Below are 25,386 nucleotides of genomic sequence, written 5' to 3' on the forward strand. Positions count from 1 at the left end.
CAGATGTGAAAACGCCGTCCTGGCGGCACGCCACCTGCGGGATCGCCACGGGGGACGCGCCGGGGACGGCGTCGTGCGCTCAGTCGTCGGCAGCGTCGTCGAAGAACTGTTCGTCTTCCGTCGAGCCCTTCAGCGCGGTCGTCGATGCATCGCGCTCGATCGTCTGCGTCACGGCATCGAAGTAACCGGTGCCGACTTCGCGCTGATGCTTCACGGCCGTGAAGCCCTTTTCGGCTGCGGCGAATTCCGCTTCCTGCAATTCGACGAAGGCGCTCATCTGACGGCGGGCATAGCCGTGTGCCAGATTGAACATCGAGTAGTTCAGGCTATGGAAGCCGGCCAGCGTGATGAACTGGAATTTGTAGCCCATGGCGCCCAGTTCCTTCTGGAACTTCGCGATAGTGGCATCGTCGAGATTCTTCTTCCAGTTGAACGACGGCGAGCAGTTATACGAGAGCATCTTGTCCGGAAACTGCTTGTGGATGCCTTCAGCGAACTTCTTCGCGAACTCGAGATCCGGCTTGCCCGTTTCGCACCACACGAGGTCGACGTACGGCGCGTACGCGAGGCCGCGCGAAATCGCCTGGTCGAGACCGTTGCGCGTGCGGTAGAACCCTTCGATGGTGCGCTCGCCGGTGCAAAACGGCTGGTCGTTCGGATCGACGTCAGCCGTCAACAGGTCGGCCGCTTCCGCGTCGGTACGTGCGATCAGCACGGTCGGCACGCCCAGCACGTCGGCCGCCAGACGCGCGGCAACGAGCTTCGCCACGGCTTCCCGCGTCGGCACGAGCACCTTGCCGCCCATGTGACCGCACTTCTTGACCGAGGCCAGCTGATCTTCGAAGTGCACGCCGGCAGCGCCCGCTTCGACCATCGATTTCATCAGTTCGAACGCGTTGAGCACGCCGCCGAAACCGGCCTCTGCATCGGCCACGATCGGCGCGAAGTAATCGACGAACCCCTCGTCGCCCGGATTCTTGCCCTCCGACCACTGGATCTGGTCCGCGCGCGTGAGCGTGTTGTTAATGCGGCGCACGACGCTCGGCACCGAGTTCGCCGGATACAGCGACTGGTCGGGGTACATTTCGCCGGCCAGATTGGCGTCGCCCGCGACCTGCCAGCCCGACAGGTAGATGGCTTCGAGACCGGCCTTCACTTGCTGCATGGCCTGGTTGCCGGTCAGCGCGCCGAGCGCGTTGACGAACGGCTTGGTCGTAACCGATGCCCACAGGCGTTCCGCGCCACGGCGTGCAAGCGTGAGTTCGGGTTGGAGCGAGCCACGCAGGCGCACCACGTCTTCGGCGGTGTAGCCGCGCTTGATGCCCTTCCAGCGCGGATTGGTGGCCCAGTCTTGCTCGAGTTGCTGCACTTGTTGTTGACGCGACGTCATGGCGATCTCCTGATTCCTGAAGGATAAAAGCAACGCTTGAACCTGGCGCTGCGCGGCACTCACCGGGTCGGTGGCAGTGCCAGATCGGCAGGTCTTGTATAAGAGTCTAGTGATTTCTTATGCGACGCAACAGGACGAATCGCCACTTGTTGTTAAGATATTTATATATAAAAATCAATTACTTGAAACACTAATTCCTCAATATGAAACGATGACTCCTCTCATGAAATCTCGCCGTTGTGCCAAGCAGCGCAAATTTTTATGGACCAAAACATCTTTCCGCATTATGAAAAATGACCGGTAACGCGCGTTACCGGTCATCCTGGAAAACGGGGGATGGCACCGTCGCCGAGGCGCGCGATTGCCGCCGCGTCAGCGCACGGCATTCCCGCTGGGCGATTGGGTCGCCGGAATCGGCTTCGCAGCCGTTTTCGGCGGTTTGCAGACCAGCCAGACGGCCAACGCAATCAGGCACCCGCCGCCGAGGTGCGCCAAGGTCACGGGTTCGCCGAGGAACAGCGCGCCCCACAGCACGCCGAACGGCGGAATCAGGAACGTCACCGTGAGCGAGCGAAGCGGTCCGAGGTCGGCGATGAGCTTGAAGAAGATGGCATAGGCGAGCGCGCTGCATATCAACCCCAGCGCTGCCATCGCCGCCCAAACGCCAGCATCGGCGTGACCGGGTGACGGTGACGCATAGGAAACGAATGCAAAGAACGGCAGCAACGCGAGTGTGGCCCCGACTTGGCTTCCGAATGCCACGAGCTTGGCATCGAGGCCGCCGCGCTCGGTGATCCAGCGCCTTGTCAGGAAGCCGGCCAGACCATAACAGGCGGTGGCGACGAGGCAGGCCAAGGCGCCCAGCAGGACCGGGCCGGTCAGCGCCACCGGCCCCGCGCGCGTGAGCACGGCGACGCCGGCCAGGCCGAGTATCACGCCGCCGGCCTTGGCGCCGGTCAGACGTTCACGGAAGAACAATGCGCCAATGAGGACGCCCATCATCGGGGTCGTGGCATTGAAGATGGCGGAATAGCCTGCCGGCAGCACGCGTGCGGCCAGGCAGTACATGACGAACGGGATGCCCGAGTTGATGACGCCGAGCATCATTGCGGCAGGCAGCATGCCTTTGAACTTCCATCGTACACGCAGGACCGCGAGGATCGCCGCGAGTCCGATGGCGCCGAGGCCGACGCGGAAGAATGCAGTTTGCAACGGCCCGAGCGCAGGCACGATGATGCGCATGAAGAGGAAGCTGGCGCCCCAGATGGCGGAGAGGAAAAGCAGACGGGCGATATCGGCAGGTTTCATGGAGATCTCAGTCACGAGCATTCAGGCTGCGATGGTCGCACAGCCGTCGAAGTTTCGCTGGCCGAAATCGGACATGCCGGCATCGCATGACGTGACCGGCCAGCCTTACCGCCCGTCGCGCTCGCGCCGATAACTGACCCAGTCTCCGCCGGCAATGCAGAGCAGGCCGTCGACCGCGGCTGCCGCGACCGGATAAACGATGCACGGATAGCGCGTGCCCTCGTACTCGATGTCATGCACCTCGCGCACGAACAAGCCCGCCTCGCCCGGATAAACTTCCTCGATCTCGTCGAGCACCGCCACCAGCGCATCGGCGATGCGATAGATTTCGCCGCATGTTCGCGCCCCGTCGTCCGACAGTACCAGTCCCGGATACGCGCCAAAATCGTACAGCCGCCCCGCGATCTGCGCCGCGCCCACTCGCGCCGGCGCCGGCAAACCGTGGCGCGCCGCCGCCCGCATCATGTCATTGGCCTCGCCGGTTCGCAGCGTGCCGTACACGAACACATACACCCCGCCGCTCATGCCAGCGCCTCGCGCACCAGTGAATTGTCCCCGAACACCTTGAGCGTTACCGCCGGTCCCGAGAACCGTTGCGCCTTGCCAAAACGCAGGAAAACCGGCGGCAGTACGCGCAAACGGCCGTCCGACAAGGCAGCCCCATGGGCGTCGCAAAGATCAGTTGTCGCAAATGTCATCAGCAATATCCGAATAAATGAAACGCAACGTGCCCCTTCGCGGCGATCATAGCGTGGAACTGCCGTGTTGCCCACGCGCACAAAATCGGCACTACGCGTTGCGTGACGGCTGAATTACACTTATGAGATTCCATTTGTCGCGTCCACGCCATGACGATTCCGTCCGACGCCGTATCCACGCCCGCTGGCGGGCCCTCCCCTGGCCCGCTGCCTACGCTTGTGCCGATTGCGCCAATCGCGTCGATCGAGCCGGTCGGCGCCGGGTCGCCCGTCGTCCCGCCTGAGTTCGTGCCAACGGCCGACCGGCCTGTCCGGTTACGTGCGCGGCCGCTCAGCGACGGCATCAAGGTGCCCGGCCACCGGCACGCGTGGGCCCAGGTCGCCTATACGGCGCGCGGCGTCATTCAGATCGCCGTGGCCGATGCCGCATGGATTGTGCCGCCGTCGCGCGCCATCTGGATACCGCCCGACGTCGAGCACAGTCTCCAGGTCAACGAACCCGCCTACCTGCGCACGTTGTACGTCTACCCCGATGCCATTCCCGCGGGCCTCGACCATTGCCGCGTCGTCGAAGTCTCGGTGCTGCTGCGCGAATTGATCGCCGCGATCGATGTCCCCGACGGCGTCAACGACCTCGCACGCGAGCTGTTGCTCGGCAGGCTGATTCTCGATGAACTGCGGCGTGCATCGCCGTTGCCACTGCAAGTGCCGCTACCGCGCGACAAACGTCTCCTGACGCTGTGCAACGCAATATTGGCGGATCCGGCCCGCGCATGGACGCTGGATCAATGGGCGCGCTATGCCGGCGCCAGCCCGCGCACCATCGGCCGGCTGTTTCGTCAGGAACTGAATATGAGTTTTGTGCAGTGGCGCCAGCAGGCGGTACTGGCGCAGGCGATTCCGCTGGCGTCGAAAGGCTATCCGCTCGCGCGCATCGCACACGAACTCGGCTATCGAAGCCAGAGTGCGTTTTCCGCGATGTTCAAGCGCGCCTTCGGGCGCACGCCAAGCGAATTCTTCGCGCCCGCGGGCGGCGCCGTTACATCTGCCGGAAAAGGTGTGCGTACTGGCGGCTGACTGCCACGCGGTCCTTGCGGCGCCGGAGCTTGAGCGTCATGCGGCCCAGCGGGGAGTGCTGGGCGCTCACCACGTCCGCCACGTTCACCAGCGTGCTGCGATGCACCTGCCAGAAGCGGTTCGGGTCGAGTTGCGGCAGCAACTCGCGCAGACTCGTGCGGATCAACAGATCGCCGTCCGGCGTCGCAACGGTCACGTATTTGTCGGCCGCCTCGAAATAGCAGACGTCCTCCACGGGCACGATCCGTATCTCGCCCCCAATCGACGCACGCACGTAGCGCAGATAGTCCGCCACGTCGTTCGTCTCCCGAGCAGTGCCCGGCGGCGTGCCTTTCTCCGCGCGCGGACCGGCATCCCATTGCCTGGCCAACGCGTGCACAACACGGTCCAGCGCGGCCACATCCGGGGTTGCCAACCGCGCACGCAGACGGGCGACGGTCTGCGCCAGGCGCGCCGGCTCAACCGGCTTGAGCAGATAGTCGACGGCCGCCGCGTCGAAGGCATCCAGCGCGAAGCGGTCATACGCGGTCACGAACACGATCTGCGGGGGGTGCGACAGTGCCGCGCAGGCACGGGCAACATCGAGGCCTGTCGCCCCTGGCATGGCGATATCGAGAAACACGATGTCCGGCTGCGACGCAGCAATGCTCGCGATGGCCGACACGCCGTCCGCTGCGGCAGGCAGGAAGCGCAATTCGGGCCATGCCTGCGCCAGCGCCGCATGCAGCGACGCGGCCAGCAGGGGTTCGTCTTCGGCGATCAGGGCCAGGGGAGCAGTCATGCTTGGAAACGCGTGTCGAGCGGCAGGGTGAGCGTCGCGACAACACCTCGCGGCGTGCCTTCGCTCAACGTCAGTGTGCCATGAGGACCGTAAATGCCATATAAACGTTCGCGGACATTGGCCAGGCCGACGCCGGCCGTGGCATGCCCCGATGAACCCCGGGCCGGAAAACCCGCGCCATCGTCGCTGACCGTCAAGATCAGGCACGGCCGGCCGCCCGGGCCGGCGCCGGAGCCCACCTGCGCCAGACGTGCCGAGACCGACACGGCGCCGCCCGCCATCGAAGGCTCGACGCCATGCTTGACCGCATTCTCCACCAGCGGCTGCAGCAACATCGGCGGCACCGGCAACGCGCGGCATTCGTCGGGCAAATCGATCGTGTAGCGCAGCCGCTCGCCGAAGCGGATTTGCTGAATGGAAAGCAAGGCGTCGAGCAGCGCGAATTCGTCGGCCAAGGCGTTGCGCCCGGCCCGGATCGCCGTCAGCGAATTGCGCAAAAACCGGTTCAGATGGCCAAGCAGCAAGCGGGCACGCGCCGGGTCGCTCGCGATCAACGAATCGAGGTTGGCCAACACGTTGAAGAGGAAATGGGGCTCGATCTGCGCTTGAAGCGCTTGCAACTGCGCCTGCACCAGTTGCTTTTCCACGGCCGCCTGCGCCAGCGCCTGCTGCGCCGCCGTTGCCTTGAGTTGCGCCAGACGCGCACGCGACCACCCATACCAGGAGGCCAACCCCGTCGCGACGAGCGCCACGCCCAACGCCACTGGGAGGCTATGTCCCGCGCTCGGCCGCCAGATCGAGAACGGCAAGCCCAACAGCCATGTGCCCAGCACCACGCCGACGAGCAAGCCGCCAAGGCATCCGCCAAGCATCACGCCGAGGAAGCCGGCATGCGATGGCTCGCCGCCGCGCCAGCGCCACCGACGGCCACCGTCCACGAAAAGCAGGATCGACATGCCGATACACTGGCTGAACACCCAGTTCTGCCAGAATGAGCCGCCAAAGTGAAAGGCGTACAGCGCAGCGGCGATGACCGTGTTGAACACGGCAATGGCCGCGATCTCCACCCCGAAGCCTGCCCATGCGCCCGGCTTTGCGCCGGCAGCCGCATCGGGCGAACCGGAAAGCGTCGTCTTCATTGCCGTGTCTCTCCGTTCGATGCCATCGTCCGGTGCGCCGGCGCCGCACTCGCCGCCACCGTCGCTCCGTACCTGTTACCCGCGTCCGTGACGCGTGTCTGTACCGTGTCGCGGACCCACCGGTTCAGTGTCCGCCCAGGCAGCGCGAACGCCAAGGTTCCGGCAACGATAAGCCCTACGTACATCCCTGTCATCGACATCCGATGGGCACGCACATTGCCATGCCGAATCGCCCAGACAGCGCGCGCCAGGCCGAACAGCACGACCAGCGCCAAACCGTGTAGCGCCGAAAAATGCCCCGGGTGCAAGGAACGGATGCCGAAACTCGTCAGCGCGGTGATCGCCATTGCCGCCACCCACATCATGCCCAACCTGCGGTGCACAAGCGTGCCGCGCCGCATCATCATGACCGTCGTGCCGCAGACCAGCGCGGCCGACGCCGCCAGCAAGTGAATCGTCAGAATCGTCATGGCTTTCTCCTCATTGGCCCTGTATGACGATTCGACGTTAGCCCCGGGCTGCCGGCACCGCCGCATCGATGCGACGAACGGTGGTTTCCTCGAGACGAACGGTTTGCGTGGTGGCGTGGATTGCGGCGCAAACGGCGGCACCGAATACGCTTCGGGGCGCAGTCCGCCGCATGGTTCATGAGTGACGCGGCAGGCGCCACCCTGCGCCATGCGCGCCCCCACGGTCACGCGCATGCGCTCTGACGCTCAATCGTCAGGCATCGTTTGTGATCATCTCGGCGGCCTTTTCCGCGATCATGATGATGGAAGCACTAGGATCGCCGGTCGATATTCTCGGCATGACGGATCCGTCAACAACCCTCAGCCCCTCGGTGCCATGCACCTGCAACCTGTCGTTCACCACGGCGAGATCGTCGTTACCCATTCTGCAAGTGCCGACCGCCTCATAATTGGGGTTGATTGTCTCCCGGAAATAATCGTCCAACTGAGCGTCGCCCGAGCAATCCACGCCCGGCGCAACCTCCCGACCACGGAAAGCATCATAGGCTCGCTGACCGAATATGTCGCGCGCAATTCTCACACCCCGTCTGAGCGCTTCGCGATCCCGTTCATGGGCCAAATAGTTCGCGTTAATGAGCGGCGGCGTCGCAGGATCCGCCGAGCGCAGTTTCAACTCTCCACGACTTTCCGGTCGAGTCAGGATAATCAGGTTCGATACGCCGTGCTCCGGCACGACGCCGGTCGCGCTCGGCATGATGGGGATCAGGTAAAACTTGAGATCCAATTCCGAATGACCCGTTGCACCGGACCGAAGATAGGCGATGGCGTCGGTGCTGTTTCCTGCCGCAGGTCCGGATCGCTTGAACAAATAGCTTAGCCCCGCTTTGGCCATGGCCAGACGGCTCTCGAAATACTTGTAGTCAGTTACCGGCTGCGGGCAGGCGATCTGAATCTGGGAACCGACATGGTCATGCAAGTTTTGCCCCACACCCTTGAGGTCGATAACGGGGTTTATGCCTACCGACTTCAGGTGATTCGCATCACCAATTCCCGACAACATCAACAACTGCGCCGATTGAAACACGCCACCGCTCGAAATGACTTCTTCACGGGCGTAAGCGCGTTTGACTTTCCCGCCCTGCACATATTCGACGCCGATGACACGCATGCCCTGAAATAAAAGCTTGGTGGCGTGCGCCTTCGTCTCGACTTTCAAATTCTTTCTGCGAAGGGCAGGCCGCAAGTACGCGACGGCAGAGCTGATCCTGCGTCCGTTGAGAATGGTCCGATCCGACGGACCGAAGCCCTCGGGCTTGCTGCCGTTGTGATCGTCGCTGTATGGGAACCCGGCCTGTTGCGCTGCGTCCAGCCAAGCCGCCGATGCAGGATTGTCAATGCGAGCCTGCGTCACACGCAGAGGACCGCTGCCGCCGTGAAACGCGTTCTCGCCGTGTTCATTGCCTTCGGCGCGCTTGAAGTAGGGCAACACCTCCGCGTGGGACCACCCCTTATTCCCGAGACGCGCCCACTCATCGAAGATTTCCGGTGCACCGCGGCTGTAGCACATGCCGTTAATCGAACTGCTCCCGCCAATGACCTTACCGCGCACATCATGCAGCACGCGATTGTTCAAATTCTGTTGCGGTGCCGTTTCATATTTCCAACTGAACAATCCACCCTGCAGCATCGGAAGGAATCCGCCAGGAATGTGAATGAGCGGACTTCTATCCCATCCGCCCGCCTCCAGAAGCAGAACCTTGTGGAGCGGATCAGTCGAAAGCCGGTTGGCGAGTACACAGCCAGCCGACCCAGCGCCCACGACAATATAGTCGTAGTCAGCGTGAATGGTCATAAATGATGTTTTCCTGTTTTCACTAACGCAACTCATGACGCGTTAGTGAAAATGCTACAGATAGGCAATCGCAATGTCAACATGGGTAGAAAAACACTCAGTGAGTGCGCCCTGCCGGGCGCAACAAAAAAAAAGCCGTGGGAAAACCCACGGCGTCTTGTCCTGCGCTCCCGATCGCCTTACTGCGCGGCAGGCGCCGGATCGAACGTGAAGCGGCCTTCGCGCCAGTCCACCGGCACCGTATCCTTCGGACCAAACTTGCCCGACAAAATCAGCTTTGCGACCGGGTTTTCGATTTCCTGCTGGATCGCCCGCTTGAGCGGCCGCGCGCCGAACACCGGATCGAAGCCTTCGCGCGCCACGTGCGTGAGCGCCGCCTGCGACACCGACAACACCATGTCCATCTTCGCCAGACGTTCGCGCAAGCGCTCGATCTGGATCTTCGCGATCGACTCGATGTGCTTCTGGTCGAGGCCGTGGAACACCACGACTTCGTCGATCCGGTTCAGGAATTCCGGACGGAAATGCTCCTTGATCTCGCCCCACACCGCATCCTTGATGCGATCCTGCGACTCGCCGATCATCGACTGGATCAACGACGAACCGAGGTTCGACGTCATCACGATCACCGTGTTCTTGAAGTCCACGGTACGGCCCTGCCCGTCGGTCATGCGGCCATCGTCGAGCACCTGCAGCAGCACGTTGAAGACGTCCGGGTGCGCCTTCTCGACTTCGTCGAGCAGGATCACGCTGTACGGCTTGCGGCGCACCGCTTCGGTCAGGTAGCCGCCTTCCTCGTAGCCCACGTATCCCGGCGGCGCACCGATCAGACGCGCCACGCTGTGCTTCTCCATGAACTCGCTCATGTCGATGCGGATCAGATGCTCCTCCGAATCGAACAGGAACATGGCCAGCGCCTTGCACAGTTCGGTCTTGCCCACGCCGGTCGGCCCCAGGAACAGGAACGACCCATACGGCCGGTTCGGATCGGCCAACCCCGCACGCGAACGGCGGATGGCGTCGGACACGGCCATGATCGCCTCGTCCTGCCCGATCACGCGTTCGTGGAGCTTGTCTTCCATGTGCAGCAGCTTTTCGCGCTCGCCCTGCATCATCCGCGACACCGGAATGCCCGTGGCGCGCGACACGACCTCGGCGATTTCCTCCGCGCCGACTTGCGTGCGCAGCAGGCGCGGACGCTCTTGCGCCTTGCCCGACGCCTCGGCTTGCGCCGCGTCGCGCAAACGCGCCTCAAGTTGCGGCAGCTTGCCGTATTGCAGCTCGGCCACCTTGTCGAGCTTGCCCTCGCGCTGCAGCCGCGTGATGTCGGCACGCGTCTTCTCGATCTCTTCCTTCAACTGCGCGCTGCCTTGCACGGCGGCTTTCTCGGCCGTCCAGATCTCTTCCAGATCGGCGTATTCCCGCTCGTGCCGCGAGATCTCCTCTTCGATCAGTGCAAGCCGCTTCTGGGAGGCCTCGTCAGTCTCCTTCTTCATCGCTTCGCGCTCGATCTTGAGCTGGATCAGGCGGCGGTCGAGCTTGTCCATCACCTCCGGCTTGGAGTCGATTTCCATCTTGATCTTCGAGGCGGCCTCGTCGATCAGGTCGATCGCCTTGTCCGGCAGAAAGCGGTCCGTGATATAGCGATGGCTCAATTCCGCCGCCGCGACAATGGCCGGATCGGTGATCTCCACGCCGTGGTGCAGCTCGTACTTTTCCTGCAAGCCGCGCAGGATGGCGATGGTCGCCTCCACGGTCGGTTCGTCGACGAGCACCTTCTGGAAGCGGCGTTCCAGCGCGGCATCCTTCTCGATGTACTTGCGGTATTCGTCGAGCGTGGTCGCGCCGACACAATGCAGTTCGCCGCGCGCCAGGGCGGGCTTGAGCATATTGCCCGCGTCCATCGCGCCTTCGGCCTTTCCGGCACCGACCATCGTATGGAGTTCGTCGATGAAAACGATCGTGCTGCCCTCGTCCTTCGCGAGGTCGTTGAGCACCGCCTTCAGACGCTCTTCGAACTCGCCGCGGAATTTGGCGCCGGCCAGCAGGCCCGCCATGTCGAGCGCCAGCACGCGCTTGTTCTTCAGCGACTCGGGCACTTCGCCATTGACGATGCGCTGCGCCAGTCCTTCGACGATGGCCGTCTTGCCGACGCCCGGTTCGCCGATGAGCACCGGATTGTTCTTGGTCCGGCGCTGCAGGATCTGGATAGTGCGGCGGATTTCGTCATCCCGGCCGATCACGGGATCGAGCTTGCCCGCCCGGGCCCGCTCGGTCAGGTCGAGGGTGTATTTCTTCAGGGCTTCGCGCTGGCTTTCGGCGTCCTGGTTGTCGACGGACTGGCCGCCGCGCACCGCTTCGATGGCGGCTTCCAGCGCCTTGCGGGTCAGGCCGCGCGCACGCGCCAGACGCCCGGTTTCGCCCTTGTCGTCGGCCAGCGCGAGCAGGAACATTTCGCTCGCAATATAGCTGTCGCCATGCTTCTGGGCTTCCTTGTCGGCCTGATTGAGCAGCCCGGCCAGTTCGCGGCCGACCTGAACGTTGCCGTCTGTGCCCTGCACCTGCGGCAGGCGTGCAATCGCAGCCTCGGCGTCGCTGGCCAGCGCCGCAACCTGCACGCCGGCACGGGCCAGCAACGAGCGCGCCGCGCCTTCGTTTTGCGCGAGCAGCGCCGCCAGCAAGTGCGGCGCTTCAATGTATTGCTGATCGCGCCCGACGGCCAAGCTCTGGGCATCAGCCAGCGCTTCCAGAAACTGCGTGGTGAATTTGTCTTGTCGCATCAAGTGCTCCGGTAAGAATTGCGTTCTGGATCGGATGTGCGGACATGCCACTTAGTTTTCAAGAGGATTCGTCTCGGAAAATGGAACGAAATACAACAGGACGAAATCAGGGCCCGCAGACGGCGGCCTGTCCCGAAAAGCTCGGGGCCGAACGTGGGGCAATGGGCAACGCCGGACGCGCGCCGGCATGAAGTTCATAATAGTGATTTTTACGCCATGTTTTGTGCGCCCGCGACGTGATGCCGCGCCCCTCGCACCGACTTGCTGCCCGACTGACGCCCAAGACAATGAACGCCTCCACCTCCCCTGCGGCAACCGCCGATACGCCCCCTATCCACGATGCCGCAAAGCGCTTGGGCACAGTCGATGCCGATGCCGTGCGCGTGCTGGTTCACACCTTTTACGGCCGCGTACGCGATGACGACCTGATCGGCCCGGTGTTCCGCGGCGCGCTGGAAGGCCGCTGGGATCAGCACCTGGGCAAGATGGTTGAGTTCTGGTGCAGCATTGTGCTGGGCAGCAAGACGTATCGCGGCAATGTGATGCAGGCGCACCAGTCGTTTGCCCACCTGTCCGGCGAACATTTCAGCCGTTGGCTGGCGCTGTTTTTCGATACCTTGGAGCGGTGCTTCACGCCGGAAGCGGCGATCGACTTCGCCGAGCCGGCCGTGCGGATTGCCGAGAGCCTTCAACTGGGACTGTTCGGCTGGGAGTACGCCCTGCCGCCGTCGCAGCGGGCGCTGTTGGAGAGTGTGAAGCGTCTGCGCGCGGCGGACCGCGGCGTCAACGCGTGAGTGCGTCGTCGCCCCAACGACCGCGTGCGGCGTCATCTGCCTCGCGGGCATCGACCCAACGCTCGCCCTGCGGCGTCACTTCTTTTTTCCAGAACGGCGCTTCCGTCTTCAGATAGTCCATGATGAACTCGCAGGCGGCAAACGCCTCGCCCCGGTGCGCCGACGTGACCGCCACAAGGACGATCTGGTCGCCCGGCCCGAGTTCGCCGTGGCGATGGATGACCAGCGCGTCGTAAATGTCCCAACGCGCACGCGCCTTTTCAACGATAGCCTCGAGCGCCTTTTCTGTCATCCCGGGATAGTGCTCGAGCGTCATGCGGGCGACGTCCTGCCCGTCGTTCAAATCCCGCACGGTGCCGACGAAGCTCGCGATTGCGCCGACGCGGTAATCGTCCGCACGCAGCGCGCGCACTTCGGCGGACAAGTCGAAATCTTCAGTCTGGACGCGGACCGTCATGGCGGGCTCCCGGCTCAACCGCCCGTGACGGGCGGAAAAAACGCGACTTCGCAACCGTCGCTGATACGCACGTTCGGCCGGCACATCTGGTGGTTGAGCGCCATGCGCAGCGCACGGCCCTCGGCCAGCGTGTCCTGCCACGGATCGCCGCGGCGCTGCAGCCAGTGACGGACGTCGCCAACGGTGACCACCTCATCCGGCAAGTCGACCACTTCTTCGCTGCGGCCCAGCGCTTCACGCACGCTCGCGAAATAGCGGAGTTCAATTTTCATCGCAATGACTCCAGCATTCAGGACAACAGTTCGGCGAACGGCAGGAACGCCACCGTCTGGCCCGCTTCGATGCGGTGACCGGGCGGATTGTCGATCAGGCCGTCGCCCCAGACGGTCGACGTGAGCACCGCCGAACTCTGATTCGGGAACAGGTCCAGACCGCCCGTCGCGTTGATGCGCGCACGCAGGAATTCGTTGCGGCGGTCGGCCTTCTTCTGCGTGAAATCGGCGCGCAGCGCAAGGCGGCGCGGGGTCACGTCCGTCGCCCCTTGCAGCCGCAAAATGAACGGGCGCACGAACAACAGGAAGGTCACGAAACTGGACACCGGATTGCCCGGCAAGCCGATGAACCAGGCCCGGCGCGCCGCCGGTTCGGCCGCGGCATTGATGACTTCGCCGAACGCCAGCGGCTTGCCCGGCTTGAGTGCAATCTGCCAGAGGTTCAAGCGCCCTTCCGCTTCCACTGCCGGCTTCACGTGATCCTCCTCGCCCACCGATACGCCGCCCGACGTGATGATCAGGTCGTTCGACCGCGCAGCGTCGCGCAGAATCGCCCGGGTCGCCGCCAAGTTGTCCGGCACGATGCCGTAATCCGTCAATTCGCAACCGAGGTTGTCGAGCAAACCGCGCAATACGAATCGATTTGAATTGTAGATGCCCCCCGGGCGCAAGGTTTCGCCCGGCATCGTCAGTTCGTCGCCGGTGTAGAACACTGCCACACGCAGACGGCGGCTCACGGTCAGCGACGCACAACCGACCGAGGCAGCCAGCCCAAGCGCTTGCGGCCCCAGGCGCGTGCCGGCCGCCAGAATGACGCTGCCGTTACGAATATCCGAGCCCTGTCGGTTGACGAACTCGCCCGCTTGCGGCGCGTGGCGAACGATCACGCGGTTACCGTCGTCCACCGCCTCGCATTGCTCCTGCATCACCACCGTGTCAGCGCCCTCGGGCAGCGGCGCGCCCGTGAAAATGCGCGCGGCAGTGCCGATCTCCAGAGGTTCCGGCTGATGGCCGGCCGGAATGCGCTGGGTGACGGGCAAGGCCGTCTCGGCACCGGTCAGGTCGCCGCAACGCATGGCGTAGCCGTCCATCGCACTCGTGTCCATGGGCGGGACGTCGAGCGTGGCGACGATATCGGCGGCGAGCACGCGGCCATTGGCCGACAGCGTGTCGATCGTCTCGAACGCGCCGACGGGACGTGCCGCGTCGAGCACGGCACTGAGCGCTTCCTGGGTGCTGAGCATGGCTTACAGCCCGGTATGGCCGGCGATGAACGCCTTGATGCGTTCGGCATCGGCCGGCACAGTATCGAAACGTTGCGGCAACGCTTCGAGTTTCTCGAAGCCTGCCGGCCGCGGCGGCTCGCTGCCGAGCGCATCAAGGATCGTTTCCGCGAACTTCGCAGGCTGCGCCGTCTCGAGCACGACCATCGGCACGCCCGGCTCAAGCGCCTCGCGGGCCACCTTCACGCCGTCGGCGGTGTGGGTGTCGATGACGATATCGTAGCGCTTGACCACGTCGCGAATCGTCTCGATCCGGTCCGCATGGGTACTGCGGCCCGACACGAAGCCGAATTCGGCCACGCGCGCAAAGGCGTCGGTGCCCGACAGATCGAAGCCGCCCTCCGTCTCCACCGAACGGAACAGTGCCACGGTCCGCTCGGCGTCGCGGCCGAGCAGGTCGAACATGAAACGCTCGAAGTTCGAGGCCTTGGAGATGTCCATGCTCGGGCTGCTCGTATGGTACGTCTCGGCCGACTTGCGCACACGATACCGGCCGGTGCGGAAGAATTCGTCGAGGACATCGTTTTCGTTCGTCGCGACAACCAGCTTGCGCACCGGCAGGCCCATCATGCGCGCGATATGACCGGCGCAAACGTTGCCGAAGTTGCCCGACGGGACCGTGAATGAAATCTCGCGGTCGCTGCCCCCGGTGCCGCCGGTGGCAGCGAAGTAACCCTTGAAGTAGTACACGACCTGCGCGACGACGCGCGCCCAGTTGATCGAGTTGACGGTGCCGATCTTGTGGCGCGCCTTGTATGCGTGATCGTTGGATACCGCCTTGACGATGTCCTGGCAGTCGTCGAACACGCCGTCGACCGCGAGGTTGAAGATGTTCGGGTCCTGCAGGCTGTACATCTGCGCGGTCTGGAACGCGCTCATCTTGCCGGCCGGCGAAAGCATGAAGACACGGATGCCGTCCTTGCCGCGCATGGCGTATTCCGCCGCGCTGCCGGTGTCGCCCGACGTCGCCCCGAGAATGTTCAGGGCGTCACCGTGCTGGGCCAATGCGTACTCGAACAGATTGCCGAGCAATTGCATGGCCATGTCCTTGAACGCCAGCGTCGGACCGTTCGACAGCGCAAGCAGCGACAGCGGCGCGCCGTTTTCCTCGCCGAGCGTGACGAGCGGCGTGATATCGGCGGCGTTCTCCCCCGGACGCACGTTCTTGTATCCCTCGGCGGTGTAGGTGCGGCGCGTCAGGTCGCGCAGGATCTCGACGGGCACGTCGTCGATGAACTTGTGCAGCACTTCGGCCGCCAGATCGGCGTACGACAGTTGGCGCCACGCGGACAGTTCGGCCTTCGTGACTTGCGGGTACGCCGTCGGCAGATACAGCCCGCCGTCGGGAGCCAGGCCGCCCAGCAGAATGCTGGAGAACGACTGCGGCGTACCGGACAAGGTGCCGGCGCCGCGCGTGGAAAGATATTTCATGGCGTATGCGTCCTATCGACAATTCATGGCGCGAGCGCCGTTCAGCTCAGGGCTTCCATGCGGATGCGCGTGACCTTGGAGAGCACGGTCTCGAGCGCCTCGATTTTGGCGATCGCGGCGTTGATATGCTTCTCCTGCGTCTCGTGCGTCAGGATGATGATGTCGGTCTGCGGCTCGCCTTCGCGCGATTCCTTCTGCAGCAGCGCGTCGATCGAAATGTTCAGGTCGGCCAGGATACGCGTGATCTCGGCCAGCACGCCCGCCTTATCGGCAACGCACAGGCGCAGGTAGTAGCTGGTCGTGACTTCCTCGATCGGCAGCACCGGCGTGTTCGACAGCGCGTCGTGCTGGAACGCCAGATGCGGCACGCGATGCTCCGGATCGGCGGTGTGCAGGCGGGTCACGTCGACAATGTCGGCAACCACGGCCGATGCGGTCGGCTCGGCGCCCGCCCCCTTGCCGTAATACAGCGTCGCACCGACAGCGTCGCCATGCACCAGCACGGCGTTCATTGCCCCTTCCACATTGGCGATCAGGCGCTTGGCCGGGATCAGCGTCGGGTGCACGCGCAGTTCGATCCCTGCGTCCGTGCGGCGCGTGATGCCGAGCAGCTTGATACGGTAGCCGAGTTCTTCCGCATACTTGATGTCGATGGCGGCCAGCCTGGAGATGCCCTCGACGTAGGCCTTGTCGAACTGCACCGGCACGCCGAAGGCGATGGCGCTCATGATCGTGACCTTGTGCGCGGCGTCGACGCCTTCGATGTCGAAGGTCGGATCGGCTTCTGCATAGCCGAGCTGCTGCGCGTCGGCCAGCGCGGCATCGAAATCGATGCCCTTGTCGCGCATTTCGGACAGGATGAAGTTCGTGGTGCCGTTGATGATGCCGGCGATCCACTGGATGCGGTTGGCCGTCAGCCCTTCGCGCAGCGCCTTGATGATCGGAATGCCGCCGGCCACAGCCGCTTCGAACGCGACCATGACGTTGGCCTTGCGCGCCGCCGCGAAGATCTCGTTGCCGTAGACGGCCAGCAGCGCCTTGTTGGCCGTGACGATGTGCTTGCCGTTGGCGATCGCCTGCAGCACGAGTTCGCGCGTCAGGTCATAACCGCCGATCGTCTCGACAACGATATCGATGTCGGGGTCGGACACCACCAGCATCGGGTCGCCCACGACCTCGCACGCGCCGGCCACCAAGGCACGGGCGCGCTCAACGTCGCGCACCGCTATCTTGGTGACTTCGATGCCGCGGCCCGCCCGGCGCTGAATTTCTTCCTGATTGCGCGCCAATACCCGGAAGGCTCCATAGCCCACCGTCCCCAGGCCCAGCAGGCCAACTTTGATCGGTTTCATGCGTTTTCTACTCAAATGGTCGGAATCGCTTGCGCGGCTCTCTTGCGGCTCACTTGCCGTGACGACGGCGGTAACCGTCGAGGAAACGGGCAATGCGGCTAATGGCGTCTTGCAAATCGCCCTCGTGAGGCAGGAACACTACGCGGAAATGGTCGGGATGCAGCCAGTTGAAGCCGCTACCCTGCACCAGCAGCACTTTCTCTTCCAGCAGCAGCTGGAGAATGAACTCCTGGTCGTTGTCAATCGGATACAGCGTCGGGTCGAGGCGCGGGAACAGATACAGCGCCGCCTTCGGCTTGACGCACGTCACGCCCGGAATCTCGGTCAGCATACGATGCGCGATCTCGCGCTGCTCATACAGCCGGCCGCCGGGCACGATCAGATCGTTGATGCTCTGGTAACCGCCCAGCGCCGTCTGGATCGCATACTGGCCCGGCACGTTCGGGCACAACCGCATCGACGCGAGGATGTTGAGCCCCTCGATGTAGTCGTGCGCCGGACGCTTGTCGCCCGACACGACCATCCAGCCCGCACGGTAGCCGCACGCGCGATAGCTTTTCGACAGGCCATTGAACGTCACGGTCAGCACGTCCTCCGACAACGATGCGATCGACGTATGCGTCGCCCCGTCGTAGATGATCTTGTCGTAGATTTCGTCGGCGTAGATGATCAGCTTGTGCTCGCGTGCGAGCAGCACAATGTCCTGCAGCAGTGCGTCGGAATACAGCGCGCCGGTAGGATTGTTCGGGTTGATGATGACAATGGCGCGCGTGTTCGGCGTGATTTTGCGCCGAATGTCGTCGAGGTCGGGCTGCCAGTCGGCCTGCTCATCGCAGACGTAATGCACAGGGGTGCCGCCGGACAGGCTCACGGCAGCGGTCCACAACGGGTAATCGGGCGCCGGCACGAGGACTTCATCGCCATCGTTGAGCAATGCCTGCATCGCCATCACGATCAGTTCGGAGGCGCCGTTGCCCAGGTAGATGTCGTCGAGCTGGACATCCTTGATCCGCTTCTGCTGGCAATAATGCATGATCGCCTTGCGGGCCGCGAACACGCCGCGCGAGTCCGAGTAGCCCGCCGAATTGGGCAGGTTGCGGATCATGTCCTGGACGATCTCGTCGGGCGGCTCGAAGCCGAACGGCGCCAGATTGCCGATGTTCAGCTTGATGATACGGTGGCCTTCGTCTTCCATGCGCTTGGCATGTTCCAGTACGGGCCCGCGAATGTCATAACAGACATTCTGCAATTTCTGCGATTTCAGGATCGGTTTCACGGCGATGTTCTTCTAGGCGGGCGGCAAAACGAACCCGAGCACTGCATCATGCTGCAGTGCACCGGTTTCTGCCGTGGATGAACGGCAAAAAGTTATAATTTAGCCAATTATGACAGACTTCGGCAATGCATCATTGACGGTTTGGCCGCGCCAAGGCAAGATGCGCGGCGCTGCGCCGGCATTCCGGTGGCCGCCGACGGGTGCCGCATTGCCCTTTGGGATACTCCGAAAGTGAAACTGCATCAAGATCCGCTGCAGGCGTGGAATACCGTCACCGGCTACGGTCCGGACTACATCGACGTCAACAAGGTCCGCTTCGAGCACAGCGTGGTGGTTGTTCCCGAGGGCGAAGTCGTGAAATGGCCGGTGAACTCTTTCGATTCGCTGCTGCCTGAGCACTTCGACGCGCTCCTGAGCTTCGCCCCCGAGGTCGTGATTTTCGGCAGCGGCAAACGGCTTCGCTTTCCGCATCCGCGACTGACGGCCTCGCTGGCCGGCGCGCGGATCGGCGTCGAGGCCATGGACTTCCAGGCGGCGTGTCGCACCTATAACATCCTGATGGCCGAAGGCCGCAAGGTGGCCCTGGCCCTATTGATCGAAAGCGAGACTCCCGCGTGAGCCATCCCGATACCCGCCACACATCGCTCGACCCCTACCCCCTCTCGCCCACCGCCTTCTGGCTTCTCCTGATCTCGTTCGCGCTGATCTGGTTCGGCGTGCTCGACTATCGCCACCTGATTTCGAGCGACGAGGGCCGCTACGCCGAAATGGCCCGGGAAATGTGGGTCACCGGCGATTGGATCACCCCGCGCTACAACGGTTACAAATACTTCGAGAAGCCGCCCCTGCAGACCTGGATGAACGCCCTCACGTTCATGGCATTCGGCCTTGGCGAATGGCAGGCGCGCCTGTGGACGGCCCTGACCGGCTTTGGCGGCGTGCTGCTCGTCGGGTACACCGGCCGCCGCGTGTTCAACGGCCGCGTGGGCCTGATGGCGGCTGCCGCCCTCGCCGGCGCACCGCTGTGGGCGCTGCTCGGCCACTTCAACGTGCTCGACATGGGCCTGTCGTTCATGATGGCCATCACCCTGTGCGGCTTGCTGCTCGCGCAGCGCCCTGGACTGCCGAAGGCACAGGTGCGCGGCTGGATGTGGCTGTGCTGGGCCGGCATGGCGCTGGCGGTGCTCAGCAAGGGCCTGATCGGCATCGTGCTGCCGGGCGCCGTGCTCATCATCTACTCATTGATTACGCGCGACTGGGCGCTCTGGAAGCGCCTGTATCTCGGCAGCGGCCTGATCGTCTTTCTTGCGATCGCGGCGCCCTGGTTCATCCTGGTGCAGCAGCACAATCCGGAATTCTTCGACTTTTTCTTCGTCAACGAACACTTCCGCCGCTTTTTGACCAACGAGCATAACCGCCAGGGCGCGCCCTGGTATTTCGTGCCGGTGTTCCTCGTCGGCTTCCTGCCGTGGCTGTCGGTGCTGCCCCAGACGGTCCTGGCCACCCTGCGCATGCCCGGCCAACCCAATGGCTTCAAGCCGGCCGTGCTGATGTGGGTCTGGGTGATCTTCATCTTCGCGTTCTTCAGCTACTCCCATTCGAAGCTGATTTCCTATATCTTGCCGATCGCGCCGGCCATGGCCCTGCTGTTCGGCCTGTTCCTGTCGCAGGTGACGAAAGAGCGCTTGCGCCGCGATCTCGCCGGCTACGCCGTGCTCCTGGTGCTGGCCTTCGTGCTGACGGCCGTGCTCGTCGGCCGCCATGGCTCCGCCCGCAATCCGGTCGAGTTGTACAAGGCCTTCCAGATCTGGCTGTATTTCGCCTATGCGGCCGGCCTGATCGGTATCTTCATCGCGTGGCGCCTGGCGCGCCACAGCGCTCGCCGCGGCATCATCGCCTTTGCGGGCGCCATGTTCATGCTGGTGATGATCGGCGGCCTCGGCCACGAGTCGTTCGGCCGCTACAGCACCGGCGTGCTGCTGGTGCCCGCCGTCAAGTCGGAAATGAACAAGCTGGGCCCCGATACGCCGTTCTACTCGGTCGGCACGCTCGACCATACGATGCCGTTCTATCTGCGTCATACGATGATCATGGTCGCCCATCAGGACGAACTCGCCTTCGGCATTTCGCAGGAGCCGCAGAAATGGGTGCCGACGCTCGAAGCGTTCCATGACCGCTGGCTCGCCGATCCGAAGGCGCTCGCGCTCGTCGATCCGGAGCTGATGCCCAAGCTGGAAGCGGCGCATCTGCCCATGCGCGTCATCGCAAGCGATGCGCGCCGCGTGATCATTGCGAAGCCGTGAACGCACTGGAACGTGCACCGGAAACCGGAAAAATCTCCATAATCTTTCACAAACGTTCATAAACGTTCCATGAATCTGACGACGTTTTCGCTTATCCTGACCGGCGTGCTGCTCAATGCCTGTGCGCAATTGCTGCTCAAGGCCGGTGCAGGTGCCATCGGCGCGCTGGCATTCACGCGTGAGAACATTGTCCCGATCGGCATCAAGCTGGCCACGCAGGTCCCGATCATCGGCGGTCTTTTCTGTTACGCGATCAGCGTCGTCGTCTGGATTCTCGCCCTGTCGCGCGTCCAGGTGTCGATCGCCTACCCGATGCTCTCGCTCGGGTATGTGGTCAACGCCATTGCCGCCTGGTATCTATTCGGCGAGACGTTGTCGATGCAGCGCATGGCCGCCATCGGCATCATCCTGGTCGGCGTCTACGTGCTGGCGCGCAGTTGAGCGCCGGCGGCCGCAGCTCCCCGCCCCCCACCCGAGGAACCGTTTCACCATGACGCAACCGTTTCTGCCATTTACGCGCCCCACGATCGACGATGCGACCATCGCCGGCGTGGTCGACGTGCTGCGCTCGGGCTGGATTACGTCCGGCCCGCAGGTCCAGGCCTTCGAGGCCGCATTGTCCGAGTATTTCGGCGGCCGCCCCGTTCGCGCCTTCAATTCCGGCACGGCCACGCTGGAGATCGCGCTGCGCATCGCCGGCGTGCAAGCCGGCGATGAAGTGATCACCACGCCCCTGACGTGGGTCGCCACCTCGAACGTCATTCTCGAAGTGGGTGCGACGCCGGTGTTCGTCGACGTCGACCCGGTCACGCGAAACTTCGACCTCGACCTCGTCGAGAAGGCCATTACGCCGAAAACGCGTGCCATCCTGCCCGTGTACCTGGCCGGCTTGCCGGTCGACATGGACCGCCTGTACGACATCGCCCGCCGTCACAACCTGCGCGTGATCGAAGACGCCGCGCAGGCCATGGGGTCGACCTGGGGCGGCAAGCGCATCGGTGCGATCGGAGACCTGGTGTCGTTCAGCTTCCATGCGAACAAGAACCTGACGTCGATCGAGGGCGGCGCGCTCGTCTTCAACAACGCCGACGAAGCCCGCCTGGCCGAAAAATACCGCCTCCAGGGCGTCACCCGCACCGGTTTCGACGGCATGGACGTCGACGTGCTCGGCGGCAAATACAACCTCACGGACGTCGCCGCGCGCGTCGGTCTCGGCCAGATGCCGCACCTGGCGGCGTTCAACGCGCGCCGCACCGCACTGGCGCGCCTGTATTTCGACGGCTTGCGCCAAGGCCCCGCAGCGGCGATCGGGGTCGAATTGCCGCCGGTCAACTTCACCGATACCAACTGGCACATGTTCCAGATCGTGCTGCCGGAGCACCGCCTCTCACTCGACCGTGCCGGATTCATGGCACAACTGAAAGAGCGCGGCATCGGCAGTGGCGTACACTACCCCGTTATTCACCTGTTTACCCTGTATCGCTCGCTCGGCTTCCGGGAAGGCCAGTTTCCGCACGCCGAGCGCCTGGGACGCAGCATCGTCACGCTGCCGCTCTTCCCGGGCATGGAAGACGCCGACGTTGCCCGCGTATGCGAGGCCGTCAACGCAATTTGTGCTCACTATCAAAAATGAATCGACCGCAACTCTCCGTCGTCATCCCTGTTTATAACGAAGAAGCCGGATTGGCCGCGTTGTTCGCGCGCCTGTATCCCGCGCTCGATCAATTGGGGCTGCCCTACGAGATCGTGTTCGTCAACGACGGCAGCCGGGACCGCTCGGCCGCCATGCTTGCCGAGCAATTCCGCGTCCGTCCGGACGTCACCCGCGTGGTGCTGTTCAACGGCAATTACGGCCAGCATATGGCCATCCTTGCGGGCTTCGAGCACACGCGCGGCGAATGGGTCATCACCCTTGACGCCGACCTGCAGAACCCGCCCGAGGAAATCGGCAAGCTCGTCGAGAAGCTCGCAGCGGGCCACGACTATGTCGGCACGATCCGCATGAACCGTCAGGACACGTGGTTCCGCCGCAATGCCTCGCGGGTCATGAACCGCCTGCGCGAACGCATTACGCGCATCCGCATGACCGATCAGGGCTGCATGCTGCGCGGCTACAGCCGGCATATCGTCGACACCGTCAACCAGTGCCGCGAGATCAATACGTTCATTCCGGCGCTGGCCTATACGTTTGCCCAGAACCCGGTGGAAGTGGACGTCGCGCACGAAGAACGCTTCGCCGGCGAATCGAAGTATTCGCTGTACAGCCTGATTCGTCTGAATTTCGACCTGGTCACCGGGTTTTCGGTCGTCCCGCTGCAGTGGCTCTCGGGCATCGGCATATCGCTGTCGATCGGCTCGGGCCTGCTGTTCATCGTGCTGATCGCACGGCGCTTCCTGTTCGGCTCGGAAGTCCAGGGGGTATTCACGCTATTCGCAGTGACATTCTGCCTGCTGGGCGTGATCCTGTTCGGCATGGGCCTGCTCGGCGAGTACATCGGCCGGATCTATCAGCAGGTTCGCCAGCGCCCGCGCTATCTCGTACAGGCCGTGCTCGAAGAGCGCGACGCCCCGGCGGCCCCCGCAACCGCCCAGGCGGCCGAATCGGACACGGCGGGCGCCCGCTGAACGCCGGCCTTCCTCTCAACTGCGACGCGGGCCGCCGGCCCGCTTTTTCGTCATGACTTCGAAAGCCGTCGTTTTTGCCTATCACAACGTTGGCGTGCGCTGCCTGCAAGTGTTGCTCGCGCGCGGCGTCGACGTGGCGCTGGTGGTCAGCCACCAGGACAATCCCAACGAGAACATCTGGTTCGGCAGCGTGGCGGCAGTGGCCGCCGAGCACGGCATCCCGGTCGTCACGCCCGAGGACGCCGGCGGTGCCGACCTGCACGCGCAAATTGCCGCGATCGCGCCGGACTTCATTTTCTCCTTCTATTACCGCCACATGATCCCGGTGGCACTGCTCGGCCTGGCCAGGCATGGCGCATTCAATATGCACGGCTCGCTGCTGCCCCAATATCGCGGACGCGTGCCGGTCAATTGGGCGGTTTTGCGTGGCGAAACCGAGACCGGTGCCACGCTGCATGAAATGGCGGCCAAGCCCGACGCGGGCGCCATCGTTGCCCAAACGGCGGTGCCGATCCTGCCGGACGACACCGCCGGGGTAGTCTTCGAGAAGGTGACCGTCGCCGCTGAGCAAACGCTCTGGACGTGTCTGCCGGGCCTGCTGGCCGGCACTGCGCCGCGCCTGCCCAACGACCTGGCCGCCGGCAGCTATTTCGGCGGCCGCAAGCCTGAGGACGGCCGTATCGACTGGACCCAGCCCGCAAGCGCCGTCTACAACCTGATCCGCGCTGTGGCGCCGCCGTATCCGGGGGCGTTTACGGATCAATCGCAACGCCGCTGGGTCGTCGCGCGCGCCCGCCTGTCGCGCATCACGCCGCCGGCCGGTTTGCCCCTCGGCCTGCAAGTAGTGGATAATGCGATCCTCGGCGTGTGCGGCGACGGCCGCGCCATCGCCATTCAAGAACTATTGCTGGACGGCGTCCCCGTGACGCCGACACAACTTTCCCAGCTCAATCACTGACCGCAATTATGAAAAAAGTCCTGATTCTCGGTGTCAACGGGTTCATCGGCCACCATCTGTCGAAGCGCATCCTCGAGACCACCGACTGGGAAGTCTACGGCATGGACATGCTGACGGACCGCCTCGGCGATCTGCTCAACCACGAGCGCATGCATTTCTTCGAAGGCGACATCACGATCAACAAGGAGTGGGTCGAGTATCACGTGCGCAAGTGCGACGTGATCCTGCCGCTCGTCGCCATCGCCACGCCCGCCACCTATGTGAAGGCGCCGCTGCGCGTGTTCGAACTCGACTTCGAGGCGAACCTGCCGATCGTGCGTTCGGCCGTAAAGTACGGCAAGCACCTCGTGTTCCCGTCGACGTCGGAAGTCTACGGCATGTGCACGGACGAAGAATTCGATCCGGAAGCCTCGCCGCTGATCTACGGCCCGATCAACAAGCCGCGCTGGATCTACGCGTGCTCGAAGCAGCTGATGGACCGCGTGATCTGGGGTTACGGCATGCAGGAAGGCCTGAACTTCTCGCTGTTCCGCCCGTTCAACTGGATCGGCGCCGGCCTCGACTCGATCTATACGCCGAAGGAAGGTTCGTCGCGCGTGGTCACGCAGTTCCTGGGTCACATCGCCCGCGGCGAGAACATCAGCCTCGTCGACGGCGGCAGCCAGAAGCGCGCGTTCACCGACATCGATGACGGTATCGACGCCCTCGTGCGCATCATCGACAACAAGAACGACATCGCCAGCGGCAAGATCTACAACATCGGCAACCCGAAGAATAACTTCTCGGTGCGCGAACTGGCCAACATGATGCTGAAGCTGGCCAGCGAATTCCCCGAGTACGCCGAGTCGGCCAAGAAGGTCCAGCTGGTGGAAACGTCGTCCGGCGCGTATTACGGCAACGGGTACCAGGACGTGCAGAATCGCGTGCCGAAGATCGAGAACACCATGACCGAACTCGACTGGAAGCCGACGACGAGCATGGACGACGCCCTGCGCAAGATTTTCGAAGCGTATCGCGGCCATGTGGCCGAGGCTCGACGCCTGGTCGAGTAAGCGAGCCGCTCGCGCTTGGCCAGCGAGCCCATTTCGCGCCGAACGCCCGCCGCGCATTGCGTCGCGCCGGGCGTTTTTTGACTCGGCG

23 protein-coding genes and 1 pseudogene are annotated in these 25,386 nt (G+C 63.6%); 9 read left to right on the forward strand and 15 right to left on the reverse strand.

Features of this window, described 5'->3' with window-relative positions; translation table 11 throughout:
- Positions 1-79 precede the first annotated feature (79 nt).
- The 4 genes and pseudogenes from aceA to PTE30175_RS16795 all read right to left on the reverse strand — a co-directional run.
- Positions 80-1,390, reverse strand: coding sequence for an isocitrate lyase (gene aceA, locus PTE30175_RS16780; RefSeq protein WP_150698209.1), 1,311 nt, complete (start codon positions 1,388-1,390; stop codon positions 80-82).
- 372 nt (positions 1,391-1,762) lie between these two features.
- Positions 1,763-2,698, reverse strand: coding sequence for a DMT family transporter (locus PTE30175_RS16785; RefSeq protein WP_150698210.1), 936 nt, complete (start codon positions 2,696-2,698; stop codon positions 1,763-1,765).
- A gap of 105 nt (positions 2,699-2,803) precedes the next feature.
- On the reverse strand, positions 2,804-3,223 hold the full coding sequence (locus PTE30175_RS16790; protein WP_150698211.1) for a gamma-glutamylcyclotransferase family protein: 420 nt from the start codon (positions 3,221-3,223) through the stop codon (positions 2,804-2,806).
- 2 nt (positions 3,224-3,225) lie between these two features.
- Positions 3,226-3,396, reverse strand: a pseudogene (locus PTE30175_RS16795) (ribonuclease E activity regulator RraA); the annotation flags it as partial.
- Between the two features lie 150 nt (positions 3,397-3,546).
- On the opposite strand from PTE30175_RS16795, the gene PTE30175_RS16800 reads away from it, so the two are divergent.
- Positions 3,547-4,473, forward strand: a complete 927-nt coding sequence (locus PTE30175_RS16800) for an AraC family transcriptional regulator (RefSeq protein ID WP_150698212.1) — start codon at positions 3,547-3,549, stop codon at positions 4,471-4,473.
- On the opposite strand, the gene PTE30175_RS16805 is transcribed toward PTE30175_RS16800, so the two are convergent.
- The 5 genes from PTE30175_RS16805 to clpB form a co-directional block, all read right to left on the reverse strand.
- Complete coding sequence (locus PTE30175_RS16805; RefSeq protein WP_150698213.1) at positions 4,436-5,254, reverse strand: LytR/AlgR family response regulator transcription factor; 819 nt, start codon at positions 5,252-5,254, stop codon at positions 4,436-4,438. The genes PTE30175_RS16800 and PTE30175_RS16805 overlap by 38 nt on opposite strands.
- Complete coding sequence (locus PTE30175_RS16810) at positions 5,251-6,393, reverse strand: sensor histidine kinase (RefSeq protein WP_150698214.1); 1,143 nt, start codon at positions 6,391-6,393, stop codon at positions 5,251-5,253. Before PTE30175_RS16810 ends, PTE30175_RS16805 begins: the two co-directional genes overlap by 4 nt.
- On the reverse strand, positions 6,390-6,863 hold the full coding sequence (locus tag PTE30175_RS16815) for a DUF2306 domain-containing protein (protein WP_191629108.1): 474 nt from the start codon (positions 6,861-6,863) through the stop codon (positions 6,390-6,392). Before PTE30175_RS16815 ends, PTE30175_RS16810 begins: the two co-directional genes overlap by 4 nt.
- 253 nt (positions 6,864-7,116) lie before the next feature.
- A complete protein-coding gene (locus PTE30175_RS16820; RefSeq protein ID WP_150698216.1) occupies positions 7,117-8,715 on the reverse strand; it encodes a GMC family oxidoreductase in 1,599 nt (532 codons plus the stop codon).
- A 179-nt stretch (positions 8,716-8,894) separates the two neighbouring features.
- Positions 8,895-11,495: an ATP-dependent chaperone ClpB gene (gene clpB, locus PTE30175_RS16825; protein ID WP_150698217.1), complete on the reverse strand. Its 2,601-nt coding sequence runs from the start codon at positions 11,493-11,495 to the stop codon at positions 8,895-8,897.
- 287 nt (positions 11,496-11,782) lie between these two features.
- Here clpB and PTE30175_RS16830 point away from each other — a divergent pair, with 287 nt between their 5' ends.
- Complete coding sequence (locus PTE30175_RS16830) at positions 11,783-12,289, forward strand: group III truncated hemoglobin (RefSeq protein WP_150698218.1); 507 nt, start codon at positions 11,783-11,785, stop codon at positions 12,287-12,289.
- On the opposite strand, the gene moaE is transcribed toward PTE30175_RS16830, so the two are convergent.
- Genes moaE through PTE30175_RS16860 form a run of 6 tightly spaced genes read right to left on the reverse strand, consistent with a single transcriptional unit; the run spans position 12,279 to position 18,360 of the window.
- A complete protein-coding gene (gene moaE, locus PTE30175_RS16835; protein ID WP_150698219.1) occupies positions 12,279-12,746 on the reverse strand; it encodes a molybdopterin synthase catalytic subunit MoaE in 468 nt (155 codons plus the stop codon). The genes PTE30175_RS16830 and moaE overlap by 11 nt on opposite strands.
- Before the next feature lie 14 nt (positions 12,747-12,760).
- Positions 12,761-13,018: a molybdopterin converting factor subunit 1 gene (moaD, locus tag PTE30175_RS16840; RefSeq protein WP_150698220.1), complete on the reverse strand. Its 258-nt coding sequence runs from the start codon at positions 13,016-13,018 to the stop codon at positions 12,761-12,763.
- A gap of 17 nt (positions 13,019-13,035) precedes the next feature.
- On the reverse strand, positions 13,036-14,262 hold the full coding sequence (locus PTE30175_RS16845) for a molybdopterin molybdotransferase MoeA (protein ID WP_150698221.1): 1,227 nt from the start codon (positions 14,260-14,262) through the stop codon (positions 13,036-13,038).
- 3 nt (positions 14,263-14,265) lie between these two features.
- Positions 14,266-15,732 carry a threonine synthase gene (gene thrC / locus PTE30175_RS16850; RefSeq protein ID WP_150698222.1) on the reverse strand — a complete coding sequence of 489 codons (1,467 nt, stop codon included), beginning with the start codon at positions 15,730-15,732 and terminating at the stop codon, positions 14,266-14,268.
- A gap of 41 nt (positions 15,733-15,773) precedes the next feature.
- Positions 15,774-17,084 (reverse strand): homoserine dehydrogenase, encoded by a 1,311-nt coding sequence (locus PTE30175_RS16855; RefSeq protein ID WP_150698223.1) that lies wholly within the window; start codon positions 17,082-17,084, stop codon positions 15,774-15,776.
- A gap of 49 nt (positions 17,085-17,133) precedes the next feature.
- Positions 17,134-18,360, reverse strand: a complete 1,227-nt coding sequence (locus PTE30175_RS16860) for a pyridoxal phosphate-dependent aminotransferase (protein ID WP_191629109.1) — start codon at positions 18,358-18,360, stop codon at positions 17,134-17,136.
- A 231-nt stretch (positions 18,361-18,591) separates the two neighbouring features.
- On the opposite strand from PTE30175_RS16860, the gene PTE30175_RS16865 reads away from it, so the two are divergent.
- The 7 genes from PTE30175_RS16865 to PTE30175_RS16895 all read left to right on the forward strand — a co-directional run bounded on the left by PTE30175_RS16865 (position 18,592) and on the right by PTE30175_RS16895 (position 25,298).
- Entirely contained in the window at positions 18,592-18,978 is a 387-nt protein-coding gene (locus tag PTE30175_RS16865; RefSeq protein ID WP_150698225.1) for an Mth938-like domain-containing protein, read from the forward strand.
- A complete protein-coding gene (locus PTE30175_RS16870; protein WP_150698226.1) occupies positions 18,975-20,663 on the forward strand; it encodes a glycosyltransferase family 39 protein in 1,689 nt (562 codons plus the stop codon). Before PTE30175_RS16865 ends, PTE30175_RS16870 begins: the two co-directional genes overlap by 4 nt.
- A gap of 69 nt (positions 20,664-20,732) precedes the next feature.
- Positions 20,733-21,104 carry an SMR family transporter gene (locus tag PTE30175_RS16875; protein WP_150698227.1) on the forward strand — a complete coding sequence of 124 codons (372 nt, stop codon included), beginning with the start codon at positions 20,733-20,735 and terminating at the stop codon, positions 21,102-21,104.
- Between the two features lie 49 nt (positions 21,105-21,153).
- Positions 21,154-22,296, forward strand: a complete 1,143-nt coding sequence (locus tag PTE30175_RS16880; RefSeq protein WP_150698228.1) for a DegT/DnrJ/EryC1/StrS family aminotransferase — start codon at positions 21,154-21,156, stop codon at positions 22,294-22,296.
- Entirely contained in the window at positions 22,293-23,288 is a 996-nt protein-coding gene (locus tag PTE30175_RS16885; RefSeq protein WP_150698229.1) for a glycosyltransferase, read from the forward strand. Before PTE30175_RS16880 ends, PTE30175_RS16885 begins: the two co-directional genes overlap by 4 nt.
- A 52-nt stretch (positions 23,289-23,340) precedes the next feature.
- Entirely contained in the window at positions 23,341-24,246 is a 906-nt protein-coding gene (locus PTE30175_RS16890) for a formyltransferase (RefSeq protein WP_150698230.1), read from the forward strand.
- An 8-nt stretch (positions 24,247-24,254) separates the two neighbouring features.
- On the forward strand, positions 24,255-25,298 hold the full coding sequence (locus tag PTE30175_RS16895; protein WP_150698231.1) for a bifunctional UDP-4-keto-pentose/UDP-xylose synthase: 1,044 nt from the start codon (positions 24,255-24,257) through the stop codon (positions 25,296-25,298).
- The last annotated feature ends 88 nt before the right edge of the window (positions 25,299-25,386 follow it).

The organism is Pandoraea terrae, from assembly GCF_902459695.1.
Taxonomy (GTDB): domain Bacteria; phylum Pseudomonadota; class Gammaproteobacteria; order Burkholderiales; family Burkholderiaceae; genus Pandoraea; species Pandoraea terrae.

Excerpts from the sequence above, each read along its gene's own strand:
- aceA (WP_150698209.1), bottom strand. The coding sequence starts at position 1,390 with ATGACGTCGCGTCAACAACAAGTGCAGCAACTCGAGCAAGACTGGGCC.
- PTE30175_RS16785 (WP_150698210.1), bottom strand. The coding sequence starts at position 2,698 with ATGAAACCTGCCGATATCGCCCGTCTGCTTTTCCTCTCCGCCATCTGG.
- PTE30175_RS16790 (WP_150698211.1), bottom strand. The coding sequence starts at position 3,223 with ATGAGCGGCGGGGTGTATGTGTTCGTGTACGGCACGCTGCGAACCGGC.
- PTE30175_RS16800 (WP_150698212.1), top strand. The coding sequence starts at position 3,547 with ATGACGATTCCGTCCGACGCCGTATCCACGCCCGCTGGCGGGCCCTCC.
- PTE30175_RS16805 (WP_150698213.1), bottom strand. The coding sequence starts at position 5,254 with ATGACTGCTCCCCTGGCCCTGATCGCCGAAGACGAACCCCTGCTGGCC.
- PTE30175_RS16810 (WP_150698214.1), bottom strand. The coding sequence starts at position 6,393 with ATGAAGACGACGCTTTCCGGTTCGCCCGATGCGGCTGCCGGCGCAAAG.
- PTE30175_RS16815 (WP_191629108.1), bottom strand. The coding sequence starts at position 6,863 with ATGACGATTCTGACGATTCACTTGCTGGCGGCGTCGGCCGCGCTGGTC.
- PTE30175_RS16820 (WP_150698216.1), bottom strand. The coding sequence starts at position 8,715 with ATGACCATTCACGCTGACTACGACTATATTGTCGTGGGCGCTGGGTCG.
- clpB (WP_150698217.1), bottom strand. The coding sequence starts at position 11,495 with ATGCGACAAGACAAATTCACCACGCAGTTTCTGGAAGCGCTGGCTGAT.
- PTE30175_RS16830 (WP_150698218.1), top strand. The coding sequence starts at position 11,783 with ATGAACGCCTCCACCTCCCCTGCGGCAACCGCCGATACGCCCCCTATC.
- moaE (WP_150698219.1), bottom strand. The coding sequence starts at position 12,746 with ATGACGGTCCGCGTCCAGACTGAAGATTTCGACTTGTCCGCCGAAGTG.
- moaD (WP_150698220.1), bottom strand. The coding sequence starts at position 13,018 with ATGAAAATTGAACTCCGCTATTTCGCGAGCGTGCGTGAAGCGCTGGGC.
- PTE30175_RS16845 (WP_150698221.1), bottom strand. The coding sequence starts at position 14,262 with ATGCTCAGCACCCAGGAAGCGCTCAGTGCCGTGCTCGACGCGGCACGT.
- thrC (WP_150698222.1), bottom strand. The coding sequence starts at position 15,732 with ATGAAATATCTTTCCACGCGCGGCGCCGGCACCTTGTCCGGTACGCCG.
- PTE30175_RS16855 (WP_150698223.1), bottom strand. The coding sequence starts at position 17,084 with ATGAAACCGATCAAAGTTGGCCTGCTGGGCCTGGGGACGGTGGGCTAT.
- PTE30175_RS16875 (WP_150698227.1), top strand. The coding sequence starts at position 20,733 with ATGAATCTGACGACGTTTTCGCTTATCCTGACCGGCGTGCTGCTCAAT.
- PTE30175_RS16880 (WP_150698228.1), top strand. The coding sequence starts at position 21,154 with ATGACGCAACCGTTTCTGCCATTTACGCGCCCCACGATCGACGATGCG.
- PTE30175_RS16885 (WP_150698229.1), top strand. The coding sequence starts at position 22,293 with ATGAATCGACCGCAACTCTCCGTCGTCATCCCTGTTTATAACGAAGAA.
- PTE30175_RS16890 (WP_150698230.1), top strand. The coding sequence starts at position 23,341 with ATGACTTCGAAAGCCGTCGTTTTTGCCTATCACAACGTTGGCGTGCGC.
- PTE30175_RS16895 (WP_150698231.1), top strand. The coding sequence starts at position 24,255 with ATGAAAAAAGTCCTGATTCTCGGTGTCAACGGGTTCATCGGCCACCAT.